This is a genomic window from Bacteroidota bacterium (assembly GCA_040388375.1).
GTDB lineage: Bacteria > Bacteroidota > Bacteroidia > UKL13-3 > UKL13-3 > JAAFJM01.
Genome location: JAZKBU010000009.1, coordinates 131451 through 152909 on the forward strand (window position 1 = coordinate 131451; position 21459 = coordinate 152909).

Annotated in this window: 16 protein-coding genes; 10 read left to right on the top strand and 6 right to left on the bottom strand. The window is 34.5% G+C overall.

The window, feature by feature from the left end; all coding sequences use genetic code 11:
• Together V4538_14430 and lptE are read right to left on the bottom strand one after the other, a co-directional pair.
• Window positions 1-2589, bottom strand: a complete 2589-nt coding sequence (locus tag V4538_14430) for a hypothetical protein (GenBank protein ID MES2382239.1) — start codon at window positions 2587-2589, stop codon at window positions 1-3.
• Between the two features lie 70 nt (window positions 2590-2659).
• Window positions 2660-3163 (bottom strand): LPS assembly lipoprotein LptE, encoded by a 504-nt coding sequence (gene lptE, locus V4538_14435; protein MES2382240.1) that lies wholly within the window; start codon window positions 3161-3163, stop codon window positions 2660-2662.
• Window positions 3164-3389: 226 nt separating this feature from the next.
• Here lptE and V4538_14440 point away from each other — a divergent pair, with 226 nt between their 5' ends.
• The 4 genes from V4538_14440 (at window position 3390) to V4538_14455 (ending at window position 9528) form a co-directional block, all read left to right on the top strand.
• Window positions 3390-4583 (top strand): pyridoxal phosphate-dependent aminotransferase, encoded by a 1194-nt coding sequence (locus tag V4538_14440; GenBank protein ID MES2382241.1) that lies wholly within the window; start codon window positions 3390-3392, stop codon window positions 4581-4583.
• A gap of 8 nt (window positions 4584-4591) precedes the next feature.
• A complete protein-coding gene (locus V4538_14445) occupies window positions 4592-5611 on the top strand; it encodes a prolyl oligopeptidase family serine peptidase (GenBank protein ID MES2382242.1) in 1020 nt (339 codons plus the stop codon).
• 30 nt (window positions 5612-5641) lie between these two features.
• Window positions 5642-6616, top strand: a complete 975-nt coding sequence (gene rfaE1, locus V4538_14450; GenBank protein MES2382243.1) for a D-glycero-beta-D-manno-heptose-7-phosphate kinase — start codon at window positions 5642-5644, stop codon at window positions 6614-6616.
• A gap of 62 nt (window positions 6617-6678) precedes the next feature.
• Window positions 6679-9528 (top strand): outer membrane beta-barrel protein, encoded by a 2850-nt coding sequence (locus tag V4538_14455; GenBank protein ID MES2382244.1) that lies wholly within the window; start codon window positions 6679-6681, stop codon window positions 9526-9528.
• 53 nt (window positions 9529-9581) lie between these two features.
• On the opposite strand, the gene V4538_14460 is transcribed toward V4538_14455, so the two are convergent.
• The 3 genes from V4538_14460 to V4538_14470 form a co-directional block, all read right to left on the bottom strand.
• Complete coding sequence (locus V4538_14460) at window positions 9582-11138, bottom strand: Rne/Rng family ribonuclease (protein MES2382245.1); 1557 nt, start codon at window positions 11136-11138, stop codon at window positions 9582-9584.
• A gap of 308 nt (window positions 11139-11446) precedes the next feature.
• Window positions 11447-12292 (bottom strand): tetratricopeptide repeat protein, encoded by an 846-nt coding sequence (locus V4538_14465; GenBank protein MES2382246.1) that lies wholly within the window; start codon window positions 12290-12292, stop codon window positions 11447-11449.
• A 25-nt stretch (window positions 12293-12317) separates the two neighbouring features.
• Entirely contained in the window at window positions 12318-12659 is a 342-nt protein-coding gene (locus V4538_14470) for an HU family DNA-binding protein (protein ID MES2382247.1), read from the bottom strand.
• A 258-nt stretch (window positions 12660-12917) separates the two neighbouring features.
• Between V4538_14470 and mutY the strand changes: the two genes are divergently transcribed.
• From mutY to V4538_14490, 4 genes are read left to right on the top strand one after another with little or no spacing between them, the layout of a single operon-like run.
• Window positions 12918-13976, top strand: a complete 1059-nt coding sequence (gene mutY, locus V4538_14475) for an A/G-specific adenine glycosylase (protein MES2382248.1) — start codon at window positions 12918-12920, stop codon at window positions 13974-13976.
• A gap of 31 nt (window positions 13977-14007) precedes the next feature.
• A complete protein-coding gene (ssb, locus tag V4538_14480) occupies window positions 14008-14460 on the top strand; it encodes a single-stranded DNA-binding protein (GenBank protein MES2382249.1) in 453 nt (150 codons plus the stop codon).
• A gap of 57 nt (window positions 14461-14517) precedes the next feature.
• Window positions 14518-14964, top strand: coding sequence for an Mpo1-like protein (locus V4538_14485; GenBank protein ID MES2382250.1), 447 nt, complete (start codon window positions 14518-14520; stop codon window positions 14962-14964).
• Window positions 14965-16197 (top strand): S-adenosylmethionine:tRNA ribosyltransferase-isomerase, encoded by a 1233-nt coding sequence (locus V4538_14490; protein ID MES2382251.1) that lies wholly within the window; start codon window positions 14965-14967, stop codon window positions 16195-16197.
• 10 nt (window positions 16198-16207) lie between these two features.
• Here V4538_14490 and V4538_14495 read toward each other — a convergent pair whose 3' ends face one another.
• On the bottom strand, window positions 16208-18151 hold the full coding sequence (locus tag V4538_14495; protein MES2382252.1) for an ABC-F family ATP-binding cassette domain-containing protein: 1944 nt from the start codon (window positions 18149-18151) through the stop codon (window positions 16208-16210).
• A gap of 160 nt (window positions 18152-18311) precedes the next feature.
• On the opposite strand from V4538_14495, the gene V4538_14500 reads away from it, so the two are divergent.
• Window positions 18312-19082 (top strand): TIGR02757 family protein, encoded by a 771-nt coding sequence (locus V4538_14500; protein MES2382253.1) that lies wholly within the window; start codon window positions 18312-18314, stop codon window positions 19080-19082.
• 118 nt (window positions 19083-19200) lie between these two features.
• Window positions 19201-21399, top strand: coding sequence for a bifunctional (p)ppGpp synthetase/guanosine-3',5'-bis(diphosphate) 3'-pyrophosphohydrolase (locus V4538_14505; GenBank protein MES2382254.1), 2199 nt, complete (start codon window positions 19201-19203; stop codon window positions 21397-21399).
• Window positions 21400-21459: the final 60 nt, after the last annotated feature.

The following is a 21459-nucleotide window of genomic DNA, read 5'->3' on the forward strand; positions in this document are numbered from 1 at the left end:
CTAATTAATGTTGTGTTCTGTTTTAAGTTGTTTTATAAGGGCTGCGAAATAAGCAATTTTATGTGGATATATCAAACTTAATTTTTCGTAAGTAGAAATTGCCTTTTTTACCAAGCCTTGTTTCAAATAAATGCTTGCTAATGTTTCACTTACGATTTCGTCTTTTTCTTCAATACTCAATTTAGCCACATTAACCGGGTTGAAAAATTCGGCTTTGGGGCGCGTAATAGATGGATTTTCACGCATGAATTTTTCCAATATACTTTCTACCTCCATTTTTGGTTGGGGTATTTTTATGACCGGCTCTTTTTCTTGATTATCTAACTCTGTCAAATTTTTACCCCCGGGGAATATTTGCATAAACGAGTTATCAAATAAAGCTTCATTTAAAGCTTCTGTTTCAAAACTAACTGCCTCATTAGAATCTGACTCATCAGTATTACCAGTTGTTTCATTTTCGGTAACTACTAAATCTTTGCTTTCGTCAAAAGTAAAAAAGCTTTCATGTTCTTCATGTTCATCACTTTGCGCGTTTAGCTTTTCAAAATCAGGCAAGATGGATTCAACTTCACCTGAATAAATTTCATCAATAAAAGGCGTAACAACAGTAGCAGCATCAACTGGTGCTATTTCTTCTTCAGCCTTCTCCTCTTCCATTGTGTTTACCTGAAAAGCTTCAATTTCTTCAAAAGTTGAATCTTCGTCATTCTCTGTTTTATCAACTTCCGGCACCGTTGCATAAAACGGTTCTATAACAGGAGTAATATCATTTACCTCTTCTTCCTCCGCTATCAGTCTAGGGTCAACATCCGGTAACTCTATTGCTGATATTATATTTTCTGCTATTGGTGTTTCTTCTTCCGTTTTTTCAAACTGAGTTTCAGCTTCAATATTTTTGGCTAAGGTGCTCTCCGCTTTGGCTTTTATTAAATGTTGTATGTACGATGTCAGTTCATCGTCTTCAACACTTTTATTTGTTTTTGCTTCTACCCTGTTTTCTGTGTTTTGATTTGATTCTGCTTTATTTTTATTTAGCCAATCAATAAAATTCAAGCCATCTTCATTACCTGTATTATATTCAGTATTTGGTGTTTCTGATATTTCGGTTACCTCTTCCTCAACCAATGTTTCCGCTTCTTCGTCTTCATCCAATTTATTTTCGACTACTATCTCATCCGTTATAAAAGGTGGTTCTTCGTCCTGCTCATCATTGTATTTTTCCAATAAATCATCTAAAGATACAGGAACAGCGGGTTCAACTACAAATACCGGTTGTTCTATAATTTCTCCGGTTTCTTCCTCTTCTGTTTCTTCTATATGATTATCTGTTATAACAGCCGTTTCTTCCATTTCAACTTCGTCTTCAATGGCTATTTCTTCTGCTATAGCAGTATCCAAAACAATGGTATCATCTTGTTCTTCAAGTTTTGTTTCCGATAAATCGTTTTGGTTTTTCTCTTCTTCAATAGTTGGTAATGAAAAAGCTTGTTCTTCTTTTGGTGTAATAGGTGTAACAGATTGTGTTACTGTTTCTATATTCTCTTTGTTATCCTCAAAACTTGTTTCATCGAAATCTTGCAAAATTTCTTCTGAGAAGTTCCCTCTAAACCGAACCAAAGTACCTTCTGTTTCTGCTAACTGAAATACTTTTTCTTTCGTGTTATCATTTAATTCAACTGCAACTAAACTATCCGATGATTCTTCATTTTCCGATGAAACATCATTGTCGTTATTCTCACTTACTGCAACAACTTCTTCCCTTTCCTCAACTGATTCTACCGGTTCAATTATATCATGATGCGTTTCATCAATTTCTTCAACTATTTCACTTGACTCGTTACTTTCTTCCTCTTGTTGTCTTTCCTCTACAAATTCATGAACAACTTCTTCTGAATTTTCACTAACTACAAAGTCTTCGGTTACTTTTGTATCATTTAGAATCTCTTCTGATACATTTATATTTTCTTCTTCAACAACAGGTTCTTCTTGTTGTATCAGTTCTGATTCATTAACAACTCCGTCTGTGTTTTCGTTTGCAGTCTCTTCATCTGTATCTAAAACCTTTCCACCTCTGGATTCAAGCTGATTATTATCCTCAATTTCTTCTTCTGCGGCTTCTTCATCAGAGCTTGTTATTACTTCAACATTACTTATTTTTTCTATTGCTTCCTCAACAGTTTCTTTTTCTGCTTCACTATTAAAAGTTGTTTCGGCTTCCTCTAATAAGCTATTTGCCTTATTCAGTAATTCCGCCTCACGCACTTCCTCTTCAGTAATTTCAAAATCGGGTTTCGAAACTTTTTCAACCTTCAATTCTAAAGGAACATTAAATGCTTCTATATCGCCTTCATGGTCTTTATTGCCCGTAATAAACTGGTACAATACAGCCCTGTCGCCTGTTAACAGTGCAGTAATTTTTAACTGCTTTTCATATTCGTAGTGATTGGTATTGGCTAGAGCCTTGGCTAATAAAACATGTGCCGTACTGAAAAAAGGGAAGTCTGTCACAATCTTACGCAATGTTTCGATGTGTTCAGTTCCTAGTTTTTCGGGATTTTTTAATAAATCAGTAAAGTCGGCTTTATTCACTTAATAAGTTTTATTGGAGCAAAATAATAATTTAATTTAAAATGAGGAGGTATTTACAAAAAAGTTTTTACTACCAATTAATAAAGGCTGCATTAAAAACATCTTGAACTAACATATCAACCACTTTACCTGATAGTTCGGCCTCACGTGCTTGAAAATTATCAGTAGCACTAAAATCAGTAATGTTTGAAAACGACCTGGTGAAATTTTTATCCGGTGCTTTTTTGTTTTCAAATGTTATTTCAATAGTAATTGTTAACCTGTTTAAAGCATTGGTTTGATTACCCGTAATAGCTGCCGGCCTTATTTCATAATTGGTAATTTTACCTACAAAATTAATATCTCCATCAGTTGTCACCAATTTTAAAGGTGTTTCATTCACAAACTTTTGTTTCAGTTTTTCAGAAATATTCTGGCTCAACAATGGGTTAACTATACTGGCTACGTTAGCTATGTAAGCAACGGAAACAGTACTTGCATCAGGTGGCACACTTGCCCCTGTGTGCGAATAAACACCACAACCAAAAACAAAAAAACATAAGCAAATGCTTATTACAACTATCACTTTTTGCATGGTGCAAAGCTAAAAATGTTTATTGAAATTCAATTTCAAAATTAACAAACCTTGAAAATGAATTTTAAAAAGGCAAATCAACAATTAAAACAAGCCATTAGAACTATTTTCGTCATATTTTATATAAAATACTACACTTCAACTTTTGAAAAGGATAAAATTAATACAGGGAATAAATAAAAAGTTATTTTCGCCCTTTATTTTAATGTTAAAAAAGACAGCGTGAATGATAGTACTAGCCGATAGATTAAATAAAATTGTAGAGTCCAATACACTACGTATGGCTAAGCTTAGCAGAGAGCTTCAAGCACAAGGAAAAGACATTATCAACTTGAGCCTTGGCGAACCTGATTTTCAAACCCCAATCCATATAAAAGAAGCTGCAAAAAAAGCGATTGACGATGGATACACTTTTTATACCCCTGTTGCCGGATACCTAGATTTACGACAAGCTATCAGTGAAAAATTTCAACGCGAAAACGGGTTAACTTATGCTGCTGACCAAATAGTAGTATCAACCGGGGCGAAACATTCTATTATGAATGTAATGATGGCTTTATTAAACAAGGATGATGAGGTTATTATACCTACTCCATTTTGGGTAAGTTATTCTGAAATGGTTAAGCTGAATGATGGTAAACCTGTATATGTTCATAGCACTGTTGATCAGGACTACAAACCAACACCTGCTCAAATAGAGGCTGCCATTACTGATAAAACAAAGATTTTCATTTTTTCATCACCTTGCAATCCTACGGGTTCTGTTTTTAGCAAAGATGAATTATATAATATTGCTAAGGTATTTGAAAAATATCCTCAAGTTTCAATCATTGCTGATGAAATATATGAACACATTAATTTTAAAGGTAAACACGAAAGCATCGGCCAATTTGATTTTATTAAAGACCGCGTTATAACCGTAAATGGCATGAGTAAAGGCTTTGCCATGACCGGGTGGCGTTTGGGTTATATTGGTGCTCCTAAATTAATTGCTCAGGCTTGCGAAAAGCTACAAGGCCAGTTTACAAGCGGAACCAATGCTATTGCACAACGTGCAGCACTGGCAGCTTTACAACATGATTTAAAACCAACAGTGGCCATGACGGAGGCTTTTCAAAGAAGAAGAGACTTAGTATTGGGTTTAATGAAAGATATTCCGGGCTTTAAAGTAAACATACCTGAAGGCGCTTTTTATGTATTTCCGGATGTAAGCAGTTTATATGGTAAAAGTGATGGAACAACCGTAATTAACAATTGCGAAGATTTGTGTATGTATATTTTACATAATGCAAATGTAGCACTGGTTGGTGGTGATAGTTTTGGCGCTCCTGAATGTATACGTTTTAGTTATGCCACCAGCGATGATAAATTAGTAGAAGCCTTGAAAAGAATTAAAGAAGCTATTACTAAACTTAAATAATATTTGATTTGCAAATAAACTTTCGAAAAATAAAAATACTGTTGTTGTTATACGCTGTAAGCATAGGCTTATTTGCGCAACATAAAGAACCCGAAGATTTTGGTTTTAGCCATCACACTATCCAGTTTAACGATGATATAATAGATATCTTAATTCAAACAAAAACGGGTGAAGAAAATAAAACAAAACCTGCCTTATTGTTTTGTCAGGGTAGCCTGCCTATTCCTTTAATTAAAACAGCCGGTAACACTATTTACGGAGTATTTCCTTTTGATACAGATAGCTTATTAAAAGACTACCATTTGGTTATTATTAGCAAACCCTATATACCCGTAATAATTGAAGCTGAAAAATTAGCCGAAAATTTTTTGTATATAGATAGCACTACAGGTAAAGTACCCAGTGCCTATACCAAACGAAATTATTTAGATTATTATGTATACAGGAATATTGCAGTTGTAGACTATCTGCAAACACTCCCTTTTATATCTACCAAGAAGCTAATTGTTGCAGGTCATTCGCAAGGCTGTACCATTGCGGCTAAAATGGCTACCTTAAGCAAAAAAATCACCCATTTAATAATAGCTTCAGGTAATCCATTCGGGCAAATTACTTCTATGCTGAGAGAATACAGAAGGGCTGAAAAACCGGGAGATTCAACAAATTACGGGGATGAGTTATTGAATTACTGGGAATCGGTTGTGGCTAATAAGGACAACAATGACGATGTATATGGCGACACGTATAAATCCATCTACGATTTTTCGACCCCTGCTATTAACTATCTTTTAAAAATTAAGATTCCTACATTTGTTTGTTACGGAAGTAAAGATATAAACGCACCTTATAATGATTATTTAAGAATAGAAACCATCAGACAACAAAAAGAAAACTTTACGTTTAAAGCCTATTTAGGCAGAGAACACAATTTTTTCAGTGTAAAAGAAAAAGGCGAAATAAATTATAATGATTTTGGGTGGAACAAAGTAGCTGACGATTGGAAGAGTTGGCTTTTAAAAAACAGATAATTGTTTAAATATAACGTATCAAAAAACGATATGATAAATAAATTTAAAAATATACAAGTATTGGTTATTGGCGATGTAATGATTGATGCTTACTTGTTTGGCAAAGTGGATAGAATATCGCCTGAAGCACCTGTGCCCGTAGTAGCCGTTGAAAAGAAAGAAAACAGGTTAGGTGGTGCTGCTAATGTTGCCTTAAATTTAGCTTCGTTAGGTGCCAAGCCGGTACTATGTTCGGTAATTGGTAACGATTTTGAAGGTAACGATTTACTAGACCTACTCCGAAAAAACAATATTGATGCACGAGGAATAGTACAAAATGCTCAACGTATTACTACAGTTAAAACCAGAGTAATCAGTCAAAACCACCAAATGTTACGCATTGATAGTGAAGTTTCGGATAATTTAAACGAGGAACAAACACAGCATTTTATCAAAAAAATAGAGGAATTAATACCTCAATCGCAAGTAATTATTTTTGAGGACTACGATAAAGGCGTTATTACCGAAGAACTCATTACTCAAATTACCGCGATTGCCCATAAAAACAATATCCCCGTAGTTGTTGATCCTAAAAAAAGAAATTTCAATTTTTATAAAGAAGCGAGCTTATTTAAACCTAATTTAAAGGAGCTACGTGAAGGTTTCAAACAAGAATTCTCTATCCATAATAAACAAGAATTTGAAGCGGTATGTAAAGATTTAATGCAAAGCATGCAACTTAAAAACCTGTTTGTAACCTTAAGCGAACATGGCGTAATGATTACCGATGGAAAAGAATTTCACTACATTCCAGCTCACTTCCGCAAAATTGCCGATGTAAGCGGTGCCGGAGATACAGTTATTAGTGTTGCCTCACTTTGTATGGCATTAAATATGCCTATTAAAAGCATTGCCACCATATCTAATCTTGCAGGAGGCTTGGTTTGTGAAGAAGTAGGTGTTGTGCCTATTGATAAAAACAAATTAGACACAGAATTAAATGCTATAGGTTTCTTGATAGATTAATTTTAATCGCGGCATTAAACCTTTTAACTCTTTTTTCATCTACGTTATTTATTATTCTTTTAATGTCAAATAGAAAAACCCTTGCCTTATATAGTAAATTGTTTTTATTGCTTTTTATCGCTAGTACCAGCATTATAAAAGCTCAATCGGTAGAACAAGTTACCGCGCAGTTTGTTAGCAAAAACAATAACGAGAATTTAATTGGTTTAGTAGCTACTTTAATCAACGTAAGCGATACCAATCAAAAACATAAAGTAAGCAGCAATGAAAATGGTATAGTTACTTTTACCAAACTACCTGCCGGTAACTATATACTCAGAACAAATTATATAGGTTTTAAAAGTTTTATTAGTTCCGTAAAAATTGATAGTAACACCAAATATTTAGGTGTTTTTAAATTGGAAGAAGGCACTACACAACTGAAAGATATTCTTATACAGGAGCAAGCATTACGCACACAAATAAAAGGCGATACCATAGAAATAAATGCCAATGCTTACAAAACAAATACGGATGCCAGCGTACAGGATTTAGTTACCAAAATGCCCGGTATTACTAATGACAACGGAACGATAAAAGCACAAGGAGAAAATGTGCAAAAAGTAACTATTGATGGCAGAGAATTTTTTGGTGATGATGTAAACTTAGCGCTTAAAAACCTACCGGCTGAAATAGTAGATAAAATTCAGGTATTCGACAGACAAAGCGACCAATCGTTATTTACCGGATTTAATGATGGCAATACACAAAAGGCTTTGAACATAGTAACCAAAGCGGGCAAAAGCAATGGAAGTTTTGGAAAAGTGTATGGCGGCTATGGTACCAACGACAGGTATTCAGCAGGAGGCAATATTAATTTTTTCAGAGGCAAACAGCGTATAACAGTTGTGGGCTTAAGTAATAACATCAATCAACAAAACTTTTCATCGCAAGATTTAGTAGGCGTTTCCAATAACTCCACAGCACCCGGACGAGGAGGTATGGGAGGAGGAATGCGCGGTGGACCCGGAGGAATGCGTGGTGGACCCGGAGGTGGTGATAACCCAAGCAATAACTTTATTACATCCAACCTGGGAGGTATTAATACTACCAACTCTCTTGGTGTTAATTTTAGCGATTCGTGGGGTAAAAAAGTAAACTTTACAGGTAGTTATTTCTTTAACAAAAGTGTAAACAATACTGACAATTCAATTGAAAGAATTAACTTTTTCAGTGATGGAAAAAATCAATTTTACAAACAAACAAGCAGTACCAATACTGATAATTTAAACCACAGACTTAACTTTAGAATTGAATACAATATTGACAGCAATAACACTTTATTAATTACACCTAAATTAAGTTTTCAGAACAATACTTCCAGTACTTATTCCTTAGGTAATACTACCCTATCTAATTCCACTTTAAACAGTACTGATAACTTTAATAACTCAACGAATAATGCAGTAAGCTTTAACAACAATATTTTGTACCGCCATAAGTTTTCAAAGCCCGGCCGTACCATTAGCTTATCGGTGGGAACAGACATCAATGATAAAAATGCACAAACTGATTTAGTTACCAAAACTATTTATTACTCCACTACGGACTCCGTGGTTAATAACAACCAAAGAAGTACTACTTTAAACAATAGTTATACTTTAAACGGAAGCATTAACTACACACAGAATATTAGTAAAAATGGTATGTTAATGCTTAATTATTCACCATCGTATACCAATACGAATAATAACAAGCAAACAAATTTGCTGGATACTGCTACGCAAACATATACTATACCCAATAGTACGCTTTCAAGTAATTTCGATAATGTTTTAATGACACAACGTGGAGGTGCTAATGTAAGATGGAGATGGAACGAAAAAACCAACTTAATGATTGGTGGAAACTACCAATATGTAATATTAGAAGGGGCTCAAAAATCGCCCATTGAATATAAAATAAACAAATACTTCAATTCTGTTTTACCTAACGCCATGTTAAGCCATCAGTTTAGTAAAAAAAGTAATATTCGCCTTTTTTACAGAACCAGTACCAATGCGCCAAGTGTAACTCAACTGCAAACGGTTATTGACAATAGTAATCCATTATTACTATCAACAGGAAATGCCAATTTAAAACAAGAATACGCACATTCTTTTACTACCAGATACGGTTACACCAATACGGATAACAACAGAAGTTTTTATTTATTTTTAAATGGAAACACGACTCAGGATTATATAGCCAATACGAGCTTAATAGCCAAGGATAGCAACACGGTTATCAATGGCGTTCAATTAGCCCAGGGAACCCAATTAACGCTTCCTGAAAACATGAATGGAAACTGGAGTGTAAACAGTTTTGCTACATACGGTTTGCCTATTAAAAAACTAAAGAGTAATTTAAATATTAATGGTGGTGTATCATATACCCGCACACCAAGTAAAATAAATAATTTAGTCAATTTAGCCAGTAACTATACCATTACCACCGGAGGTGTGCTTGGGAGTAATATCAGTGAAAAAATTGATTTCACTATTTCGTATACTGCCAATTATAGCATAGTTGAAAATAGCGTACAAGCCAATTTAAACAACAACTATTTAAATCAACTATCAAGCATAAAACTAAATATAGTTCCTTATAAAAACTGGGTTATAAGAAGCGATATAAGCAATACAAACTATACCGGATTAAGTGCAAGCTTTAACCAAAATTTCTTTTTATGGAGTGGAGGAGTTGGTTATAAGTTTTTGCAAAACAATGCTGCTGAACTAGCCTTAAATACTTTTGATATTTTAAACCAAAACAACAGCATTAGCCGTACGGTAAGCGGTAATTATATTGAAGACAACAAAACACTGGTATTAAACCGCTATTTTATGTTGGTGTTTACCTATAACATACGCTCATTCAAAGGGGCTAAATAAAACAAAAACGCCAAGCATAAACTTGGCGTTTCTTATTATTAATTTCTGCTATTTTAAAATACTACTGCTTCACCGTCTCTATCAATAAATCTGTAATCTAACATTGATAAAGAATTTACCGGTTTAATTTTAATCCAGCGTTTGTATCGTAAAAACCATTTCATTCGTGGCGATTTTAAACCACCTTTGGTAAAATAAGCTACCAAGTAAGGATTTAACTCTAAGCTAAAACCTTTGTGTCTTACATTTTCAATTAGGTATTTAACCTGATTTTCTATTTCATCAAGTAATACCACACTGTTTTGTATTTCACCGGTTCCTCTGCAAGTAGGGCACTTTTCAGTAGTAATTACGGTCATTTCAGGACGTACTCGCTGGCGTGTAATTTCTACTAAACCAAAAGGACTCATAGGCAAAATTTTATGCTTTGCTCTATCGCTCTTCATTTCTTCTTTTAGTTTTTCGTATACCAGTTTTCGGTTACCCGATGTTTTTTGATCAATAAAATCAACTACTATAATACCACCCATATCGCGTAAGCGTAATTGACGTGCAATTTCACTGGCTGCTTCTAAGTTAATACGTAAAGCATTTTCTTCCTGTGCTTCATTCTTACCGCTCATATTTCCACTATTCACATCTATTACGTGCATAGCTTCGGTATGTTCAATAATTAAATAGCAACCACCCATAAAGTTGGCTTCTTTTCCAAAGCTGGCCTTTATTTGTTTATCAATATCAAAGTGCTCAAAAATACTTTGTTTGGTATTGGTATAGTGTTTTACTATTTTCTCTAGTTGAGGACTTTTTGATTTTACATAGTTCTTAATTTCGTTATACAAGAAACTATCGTTTACATGTATACCCGTAAAATCTTCGTTTACTAAATCGCGTATTAGTGTTAAAGTACGTTCGCTCTCTCCCAATAATTTTTGAGGTGGCTTAGCCGTTTTTAATTGTGTGTACACAATCTCCCACTTAGCCATTAGCTCTTCTAAATCTTTTTGTAATTCTTCTACACTTACTCCCTCGGCATTGGTTCTGATAATAACACCAAAGTTAGGTTGCTTAATGGTTTGCATTAGCTTTTTAAGCCTGTTGCGTTCATCGTGTTTTACAATTTTCTTCGAAATAGAAATATTGTTATCAAAAGGTATTAGTACAATAAAGCGTCCCGGAAGGCTTATTTCGCTTGATAAGCGAGGTCCTTTATTTGATATAGGTTCTTTCACTACCTGCACCACCACTTGTTGAAACCTGCTCAGTAAAGTATTTATTTTACCATGCTTTTCAATATCCGGCTCCATTACATCATCTTCAATGCCGGAGTTTTGTTTACCGTTTCGTACTAGTTTGGTGTATTTGTGTAATGATTGAATTTGTGGCCCTAAATCATGGTAATGCAAAAAAGCATCTTTCTCATGTCCAACGTCAACAAAGGCGGAGTTTAAACCCACCATTATCTTGTTAACGGTTCCTAAGTAAATATCGCCAACCAAAAAAGCGTTATCGGCTTTTTCGTGGTGCAGTTCAATCAGTTTTTTATCTCGCATTAAAGCAATGTGTACATTGCCTGCTTGATCAGTGTTTATTATAATTTCGTTACTCACAATTTAATATTCCCCTTATAAATTTTTTTCAATTACTGTAGGTTGAGGTTCTTTCTATAGTTAAAATGTAATTGATTGGGGTAATAAATAATAAAACTTAACCTACATCAAAATGATTTAATAGGTTAAGTTTTAATATTTTTAAGAGCCTTTACCGGTTTACCCGTAAAGCGGCAGGCTTTTGTAAGATTGCAAAGTATTTAGCTAGCTAAATTACTTTTTCTTATGTCTGTTTTTACGAAGACGTTTTTTACGCTTGTGCGTGGCAATCTTATGACGTTTTCTTTTTTTACCGCTTGGCATAGTGTTTATTTTGTTTGTTTAAGATTATCAATTAATTTTTTTATTTCTCTTTTTGATTCATTATCTGAAATCAAGTTCATGCTTGTTTCGTAAGCCACAATTGCTTCTTTTTTCATATTTAAGCTGGTATATGCCTCGCCTAAATAAAAGTAAGCCTCGCTGTTTAAAGGCTCCAACTGTGTTAGCTTTTCAAACCTTGTACGTGCTTTATCCCACTGCCCGCTACGTCTGCTAAGCATACCTAAAGTATAATTAGCCTGCACGTTATTTGAATCGCGGGAAATAACATCTTTTAAAAGTTGTACGCCACGCATTACATCCAAATCGTTTTGAACGAAACAAATAGCCATTGCATTTTTTGCTTCTAAATTGTGCTCGTTAATAGAAACCACTTTTTCGAAAGCACCGATGGCTTTTTTTGATGCATAAACCTGAGCTGATGTATCAGAAGTTGTAGCTGCAAAATCGTAAAATTTAAAGCCTGCATTAAACCATGATCTTTCATCACCTAATTTTGTAGCTATATTTTGTAAATAATTAGCTGCAATTAAACCTAATCCCGCTTGGTCATAAGTTCTTACCAATAAAACGGTGGCTTGGTAGTTTGATGTATCTACTTTAATTAAGTTTTCTAAACTATCAACTTGGTGTTTTATGAGGGGTGATAAAGTATCGCGTGAGGCAATATAATACTCATCATAATCGAATGGCTTTGCAATGCTGCTTGTAGAATCGGTAGTAACAGCATACGGTACTTCAGTTCCAATGGTTCCAAAGTTAAGGTATGCTAAACCACTCGCCAAAACTACCAGCGATACGATTATGATGATATATAATTTATTATTCTGCATTTATTATTTTTAGAAAGCTATTCAATTAGTCTTCTTTCATTGCTAATTTAGCTTCTCTTTCGCGTTTTGCAGCGTTGGTTTTTACTGACTCACTTTTTTTGATTTTTTCAGTAAAACTCTTAGCCGGTTTGAATGCAGGAATGTAATGCTCATCAATTACCATTGCTGTATTTTTAGAAATATTACGCGCTATTTTCTTTGCACGCTTTTTCAAAATGAATGAACCGAAACCACGGAAGTAAACGTTTTTACCTTCAATCATGTTGTTACGAACTACTTTAAAAAATGACTCAACCGCTTCTTGAACCTGTAATTTGTCAATACCTGTCTTTGTTGAAATCTCTGCAATAATCTCTGCTTTTGTCATGTTATTTTATACTATTGATTTAATGAATTTTCTGTTTTTATTTAAACAAGGGCTGCAAATGTATAAAATTGACAGTTAATTTGTTGAAAAAAGTTAAGATATTTTTTTTAACCTGTAAAACCCTCCTATTTGCCTGATAAATTGCCCTTTGTAATTTTATTTCAGCGGGTTTATCTTTTCCGGAATAAAATCTTTTTCACTTAAATACAGAACAAAACAAAGTTATTTGCACTTATTATTTCCTAAACAAAAACACAAATGCAGCAGAAATTGCACCAATGGTACAATGAAAATAAACGGGACTTACCTTGGCGGAAAACCACTAATCCATATATAATATGGCTAAGTGAAATTATTTTACAGCAAACACGTGTAGAGCAAGGATTACCTTATTTTAATAATTTTTTAAATGCATACAAATCTATTACTGAATTTGCCAATGCTGATTTAAACGAAGTGCTGAAATTGTGGCAAGGACTTGGTTACTACAGTAGGGCCAGAAATATGCATGCAACGGCTGTGTTAATCAGGGATAATCACCATGGTATTTTCCCTCAAACATACGCTGAATTAATTAAGCTAAAAGGTATTGGACCTTACACAGCTGCGGCTATTGCTTCCTTTGCAAACAATGAACCTAAAGCGGTAGTTGACGGTAATGTGTACAGGGTGCTTTCACGTTTTGCCGGTGTTTATACTGATATTAATTCAACCGAAGGAAAAAAGGAATTTGCTATTTTAGCCAATGAGTTACTGGATACTAAAAATCCGGCTACGCACAACCAGGCTATTATGGAACTGGGGGCGCTTGTTTGCAAGCCTCAAAATCCAAATTGTTTGGAGTGCCCTTTAAACAATGCCTGTTATGCTTTTGAACATAAGGTACAACAACAATTACCAGTAAAAATAAAAACAGTAAAAATAAAACAACGTTATTTCAATTACGCCATCATCAATTATAAAAATAGTACTTTTATAAAACAACGTACTGAAAAGGATATATGGCATGGGTTATTTGAATTTCCGATGGTTGAAAACAATAAATTATTGAACGAAACGGATTTGATACATGCGTTTGGGGAAAACAATATATTTATTGATACTAAAACAACGCAAATAGAGTGGATTGGTAATGATAAACACCAGCTAACGCATCAAACGCTTTATGCTAATTTTTATAAAATTACTTGTAATAAAGCCCCTCAATTACCCGGTACTTTTTTAAAAATTAAGATGGATGAACTTCAAAATTATGCTATTCCGCGTTTGCTTGATAAATTGATTTCAAATGATAAATTGCAACAAAGTTTATTTTAAAATTTAACACTCAAGCTAAAAACAAAATATTATGTCATTAAACAAAGTTATTTTAATTGGAAATTTAGGTCGCGACCCTGAAGTTAAAAATCTGGATAATCAAAAAGTGGTTGCCACTTTCTCACTAGCTACCAGTGAATCGTATAACGATAAAAATGGAGAAAGAAGAACAGAAACGGAATGGTTTAATATAGAAATGTGGGATGCGCAAGCACGTATAGCCGAAAAGTATTTAAAAAAAGGAAGCCAGGTTTATATTGAAGGAAAACTAAAAACTGAAACTTGGAAAGATAAAGAAGGAGTTGAAAAAAGTAGGTATAAAGTACGTGTACAAAGCTTTACTTTATTAGGAGGCAATCCCAATAAAAGCAACGACAATAGCAACGGTGGAAACAACACCAGCAATGCTGCACCACAAAACAATAATTACAACGCACCTGAGCCACAAAACGACCCAGGCTTAAGCGATGACTTACCATTTTAATAAAACACTAAACCAAAAGCAGAACTTTGGTTCTGCTTTTTTTATGCTGATACTTTTATGAAACCTATACAATCATGGTTTGATGAATATGCTGTAAGCCATCAAAACCCAACTAATAAACTGATTCATTGGATATGCGTTCCTAGTATATTTTTCAGCATTGTAGGCATGCTGCATTGTGTAGATTTGGGCTTGTTTAAACTATCGCATGTTGCCTTGTTTTTAGTTATACTGTTTTACATACGCCTAAGTTGGCGCATGGCAGTAGCTATTACTTTATTTGCCTTTGTTTGTATTGCATTGTGCAATTACATAGTTCTAAACGCTCCTATTCATTTATTTAAAATAAGCTTGTCTTTATTTGTTGCAGCTTGGATTGGTCAGTTTATCGGGCATAAAATTGAAGGAAAAAAACCTTCATTCTTACACGATATTCAGTTTTTATTAATTGGACCGGCATGGTTATTAAGTGCAGTATTTAAAAAATTTAACGTAGCCTATTAAATGCAAGTACAAGAACTTAAAATAGCTGATTTTACTTACTACTTACCTGATGAAAAAATCGCGCACCATCCTTTGTCGAATAGAGATGAAAGCAAATTATTGGTTTATAAAAATGGAGTAATCAGTGAAACCATTTTTAAAAATTTACAAGAGCAATTACAAGCGGGTGATACTTTAATTTTTAACGATACCAAAGTAGTACATGCCCGAATGGTATTTACAAAAGACAGCGGTGCCCGGATTGAAATAATGTGTTTAGAACCTTTTGAACCAAACGATGCAGCACTGTGTTTTAAACAAACAAAAGCATGTAAATGGGTAGCTTTAATAGGCAATAATAAAAAATGGAAAGACGGTTTATTAACCAAGGAACTTACCATAAATGGAACCAAAGTAATCTTACAGGCAAACAGGATAAAACAACATTTAGATTCATTCATAGTTGAATTTACATGGGATAATGATTTCAGCTTTGCCGATATTATTTACCATGCAGGGCTTTTACCATTGCCTCCTTACATGAACCGTGATGCGGAGAATGAAGATGAAGAACGTTACCAAACGGTATATGCTAAGTTTGAAGGCTCTGTTGCTGCACCAACGGCCGGGCTTCATTTTACGGAAAATGTTTTTGATACACTCATCCAAAAGAAGATAAATATTAATTATGTAACGCTGCATGTTGGAGCGGGAACTTTTAAGCCTGTGAAAGCAGAAAAAATGAGTGACCACCAAATGCATGAAGAGCATATTGTTATTGATATTAATTTAATTGCTCAAATACACCACTCACTTAGTACCAATGGAAGGATAATTACGGTTGGTACTACTTCACTCAGAACTGTTGAAAGTTTATTTTGGTTTGGTTTGTATTTATTAGATAATAAACAAAACTGGCAGAACATTAACTCACTTCAAATTAGTCAATGGCAACCATATGAAAACAAAACTGGTGATTACTCGAAAGAAGCTATTATGAAAGCTGTTTTAGAGTGGATGGCATTTAAAAATATAAATGTATTGCAGGGTGCTACTCAAATAATAATAGCACCACCCTATCAAATTAAATTGGTTGATGCTATTATTACTAATTTTCACCAACCTGAAAGCACATTGCTTTTATTGGTAAGTGCATTTATTGGTAATGATTGGCGTAAGGTTTATGATTACGCATTAACGCATAACTTTAGGTTTTTAAGTTATGGTGATAGTTCTATCTTATTTAAAAACTAATTCAGAAAAATTACTCCAATTCCATCATAGCTTCAAAAGCTTTTTCGTACACATTTTCCTGCATACCTATTAAACTTTTTAATTCTGTATGTTGTTTTTGCAATTCACCTAATTTACCAGCATTACTGCTGTTTTCAGGTAAAGCAAATGCTTCTTCTAGTTTTGCTAAATCAGTTTTTAATTGCTCTAGTTTTTTCTCTGCCTGTTCAAAATCGGTTTTAATTTTTTGAACCTGGTTATTGCTTAACTTAGGTTTGTTTTCAGTTGCAGTTTGCTTTACTTCAACTGGTTTAGCTACCACTACTGGCTCCGTTTTTTTTACTGGTTTGCTATTGTCTTTATTAGCCAGTTGCAATGCTTCATTTTTCAATCTCCACTCTTCGTACTCGGCATAGGTGCCAGGGTATTCTTTCAGTTCTAAATTTTCTATATACCAAATTTTATTGGCTATCTGGCTTATAAAATGCCTGTCGTGACTTACTGTTATAAATGTTCCTTCGTAAGCTTGCAGTGCCTGGCTTAATATGTTTATACTACGCATATCCAAGTGATTGGTAGGCTCATCCAACAATAAGAAATTAGCTTCAGTTAAAAGCGTTTTAGCCAAAGCTACACGTGCTTTCTCTCCCCCACTTAATACTTTAATTTTCTTAAACACATCATCGCCTGCAAACAGGAAACAACCCAAAATAGTTCTTAATTCTGTTTCTGGTCTATCTGTAGCATGGTGTGAAAGCTCTTCTAAAATTTCATTTTGCTGCCCTAAACTTTCTAATTGATGCTGCGCATAAAATGCATCGCGTACATTGAACCCAAGTTTAGCATCGCCTTCATATTTTTCAACTCCCGCAATAATGCGCAAAAGGGTTGATTTTCCTTTTCCGTTGGCACCAATTAAAGCTATTTTATCGCCACGTTCTATGCGTGCATTGGCATGTTTTACTATATCAATATCGGGAAACGATTTACTTACATCTATCATTTCAGCAACCAAACGACTGCTTTGTTGTCCTAACCTGAATTGAATACTGATAGCTGAATTATCATCTTCTGGTGCTTCAATTTTATCTAACTTATCCAACATTTTAACCCTGCTTTGAGCAGCGGTAGCCTTACTGGCTTTGGCTTTAAAGCGAGCAATAAAACGTTCCTGCTCTCTGATAAATTGTTGTTGGTTATCAAACTGACGTTGTTGTAAATCTATTCTTTCTTCTTTTGCTTCTAAGTAAAAGCTATAGTTTCCGCTGTATTCGTATATGGATTGATTGGCAACCTCAACTGTTTTATTGGTCATTTTATCCAAAAACTCCATATCATGACTTACCACAATAACGGTTCCGGGGTATCCTATTAAATATTCTTCTAACCATTTAATGGTTGGTAAATCCAAGTGATTGGTAGGCTCATCAAGCATTAACAAATCAGGATTTTGCAATAATAATTTAGCCAACATAACACGCATACGCCAACCTCCAGAAAACTTTTTATAAGGCTGTTGTAATTGAGCGGTACTAAAACCTAAACCTTCTAACACTTTTTCACATTTGTGCTTCATGTTATACCCATCAAGCCTGTCAAATTCTTCTTGTGCATCGCTTAATTTGGTAATAATTTCCATGCTATGGTCGGTTTCCATTTTAACCAATATTTCCTCTATTTCTTTTTCCAGAAACAAAGCACGGCTAAATGCCTGCATGGTTACATTTAAAATGGTATCGTCCGTTTCAAAACTTAAATTATCCTGATTTAAAAAACCAATAGTTAAATCCTTTGGTTTACTAATAGTGCCTTCGCTTAAACCATACTCACCATTAATAACGCGTAACAAAGTAGATTTTCCTGTTCCGTTACGACCTACTAAAGCTATACGTTCATTGGGTTTTATATGCCAGTTTGCGTTACGGTATAAGTATCGTCCACCAAACTCAAAGGCTATATTTGTTAAAGCAATCATGTAATTTTAATCAAAATTTTGAGGCGCAAATATAATCGAATGTTGCTATTTTTTGCTTTAAAGATTTGGTTGAATAGCGAAATGCTTTGCTGGCTAAAAATGGAATCGAATTAAATCTAAGAATAATTAACTTCGCTGGCTGTAAGTGAACAGGGAAAATATGCAGTCATTAAAAAAGTTATTAGATGAACAGGTAATTAAATACAACAACTCCAATTTTATTGATTTAGACCCTGTTTTTATTCCACATCAGTTTTCGAAAAAACCGGATATTGAAATTGCAGGATTATTTGCCGCTACATTTGCCTGGGGGCAACGCATTACCATTATTAATAAAGGCACTGAACTGATGCAGAAAATGGATAATGCACCTCACGATTTTATACTAAACCACAGCGAGAAAGAATTAAATAAAATACTTCAGTTTAAACACCGCACTTTTAACGATACGGATTTGTTGTATTTTGTTGCATTTCTTCATTCCTGGTATCAGAAAAACGATAGTCTTGAAAACGCTTTTGCGATGCATTTAAAACCCAGGGATAGCAATATTGAAAATGCACTAAACGGATTTAGAAATTTGTTTTTTTCATTAGAGGAAGTACCTCACAGAACTAAAAAACATATTGCATCTCCATTGCAAAACTCAGCCTGCAAACGGCTTTGTATGTACTTACGCTGGATGGTAAGAAAGGATTCAAACGGAGTTGATTTTGGTTTATGGAATACTATTAAACCTGCACAGCTAATGATGCCTCTTGATTTACATGTACAAAGAACAGCACTTAAACACCAGCTGATTACACGTACTCAAAGCGATTGGAAAGCGGTGGTTGAATTAACTGAAAACTTAAAAAAGTTAGATAAAACTGATCCTGTAAAATATGATTATGCTTTATTTGGGTTAAGTATTATGCCCGATTTTAAATAATCAGGCTGCAAACAAAAATAGATTTCCGGGTGTTTGATTGTTTATAAAACACCCAATAACGCTCATTGCACAATGAGCCAAAGTGGCTATATTTACCGCATATATACGTATGACAATCATGCACGACACTGATAAAGAAAATGAGGAAATAGTAAAAGCTTACAGGCATTTATTACGCTCATGTAAAGTTATTTTAACCAAAGCCAACCGCGATTTAATTCGCGAAGCATTTAATATCAGTTTAGAGGCACACAAAACAATGAGGCGCAAAAGTGGTGAGCCTTATATTCTGCATCCTATAGCCGTAGCTCAAATTTGTGCTGAAGAAATTGGCTTGGGAACCACTTCTATTATTTGTGCTTTATTACACGATACCGTTGAAGACACAGACATAACGCTGGAATTGATTAAAATGAAGTTTGGCGATAAAGTAGCCCAAATAATTGACGGGCTTACTAAAATTTCGGGCGTTTTTGACCAACAGGATAAATCGTTACAAGCAGAAAATTTCAAAAAAATGCTGCTTACACTGAGTGAAGATGTAAGGGTTATTTTAATTAAACTGGCAGACAGGCTACATAACATGCGCACCTTGGAAAGCATGAGTGCCAAAAGCCAATTAAAAATTGCGAGTGAAACAGCTTATGTATATGCGCCTTTAGCACATCGTTTGGGCTTATACAGCATGAAAACGGAGCTGGAAGATTTATCAACTAAATACTTAGATCCTGACAGCTATAATTATGTAAAAAACCGTTTACAGGAAACCAAAGCGGAGCGTAATAAGTACATCAAAAAATTTATTGAGCCTATTCAAAAAGCATTGGATGATAATGGTATAAAATACCAGATAAAAGGACGTCCTAAAAGCATACACAGTATTTTAAATAAAATGAAAAAACAAGGCGTGCCTTTTGATGAAGTGTACGATTTGTTTGCCATTAGAATTATTATAGATACAGAGTATGAAAACGAAAAAAGTGATTGTTGGAAAGTATATTCAAGCGTAACTGATTTTTATACGCCAAACCCTGACAGGTTAAGGGATTGGGTAAGTATACCAAAAGCCAACGGGTATGAAAGTTTGCACACCACTGTAATGGGACCGAAAGGCCGTTGGGTAGAGGTGCAAATACGCTCAGAGCGTATGGACGAGATTGCAGAAAAGGGTTATGCGGCACATTGGAAATACAAAGACGGAGCGCAGAACAATGACAATGGATTAGAGCAATGGTTGGCACGTGTTCGCGAGATGTTGGAAAATACAGATGGTTCGGCTGTTGAGTTTTTAGACGATTTTAAACTAAACTTATTTGCCGAAGAAATATTTGTGTTTACGCCTAAAGGCGATTTACGCAAATTACCTGCGCAATCAACGGTACTGGATTTTGCTTTTGAAATACACTCGCAATTAGGAGCCAAATGTATAGGCGCCAAAGTAAACAATAAACTGGTACCTATTACTTATAAACTGGGTAATGGTGACCAGGTAGAAATACTTTCATCAACCAAACAGAAGCCACACGAAGATTGGTTAGCATGGGTAGTTACGGGTAAGGCTAAAGCCAAAATACGCGATTACTTTAAACAGGAGCGTAACCAATCTGTTACTATGGGTAAGGAAATTTTAGAGCGTAAATTTAAAAACGCTAAAATTCCTTTTGGCAGTGAAGCACTGAATGCTATTATTAAGCATTATAAGCTAGCCAGTGTAACAGAACTATACTATCAACTGGTAACAGAAAAAATTGACCGAACTAAATTAGATATTGGTTTAATACTAGAGCAGGAAAATCAAAAACCTGTTATAGAAGAAACAGCAGTCAAACCTCGTTACACCACCAAACCAATAACCAAAGATGCGGTAATAATTGGCGATGGCGACCCTGTAGATTATTCGTTTGCCAAATGTTGCAGTCCTATTCCCGGTGATGATATTTTTGGGTTTGTAACGGTTGGCGAAGGGGTGAAAATACACCGAACCAATTGTACCAATGGTATCAGTTTAATGAGTAATTACGGTTACCGTATTATCAAAGCACGTTGGGCTGATTCAAGCTTAAACAGCAATAAATCTTTCCTTACTTCAATAAAAGTGCAGGGTATTGACAGTATGGGTATTGTAAGCACCATTACTGCTATTATTTCCAACCAGTTACAGGTAAACATGAAATCCATCAATGTGACGGCTAACGAAGGTATGTTTGAAGGCAATATTACCTTACAGGTAAATGACACCAATCACCTAGAGGAATTGATGAATAAAATAAAACAAGCCAGTCAGTTAATATCGGTTACTCGGGTTGATTTAGGATAATTGTTAGTTTTTTACTAGTTATATTCCTTTTTACTACATTCGCGCACTATTTTATTTAAA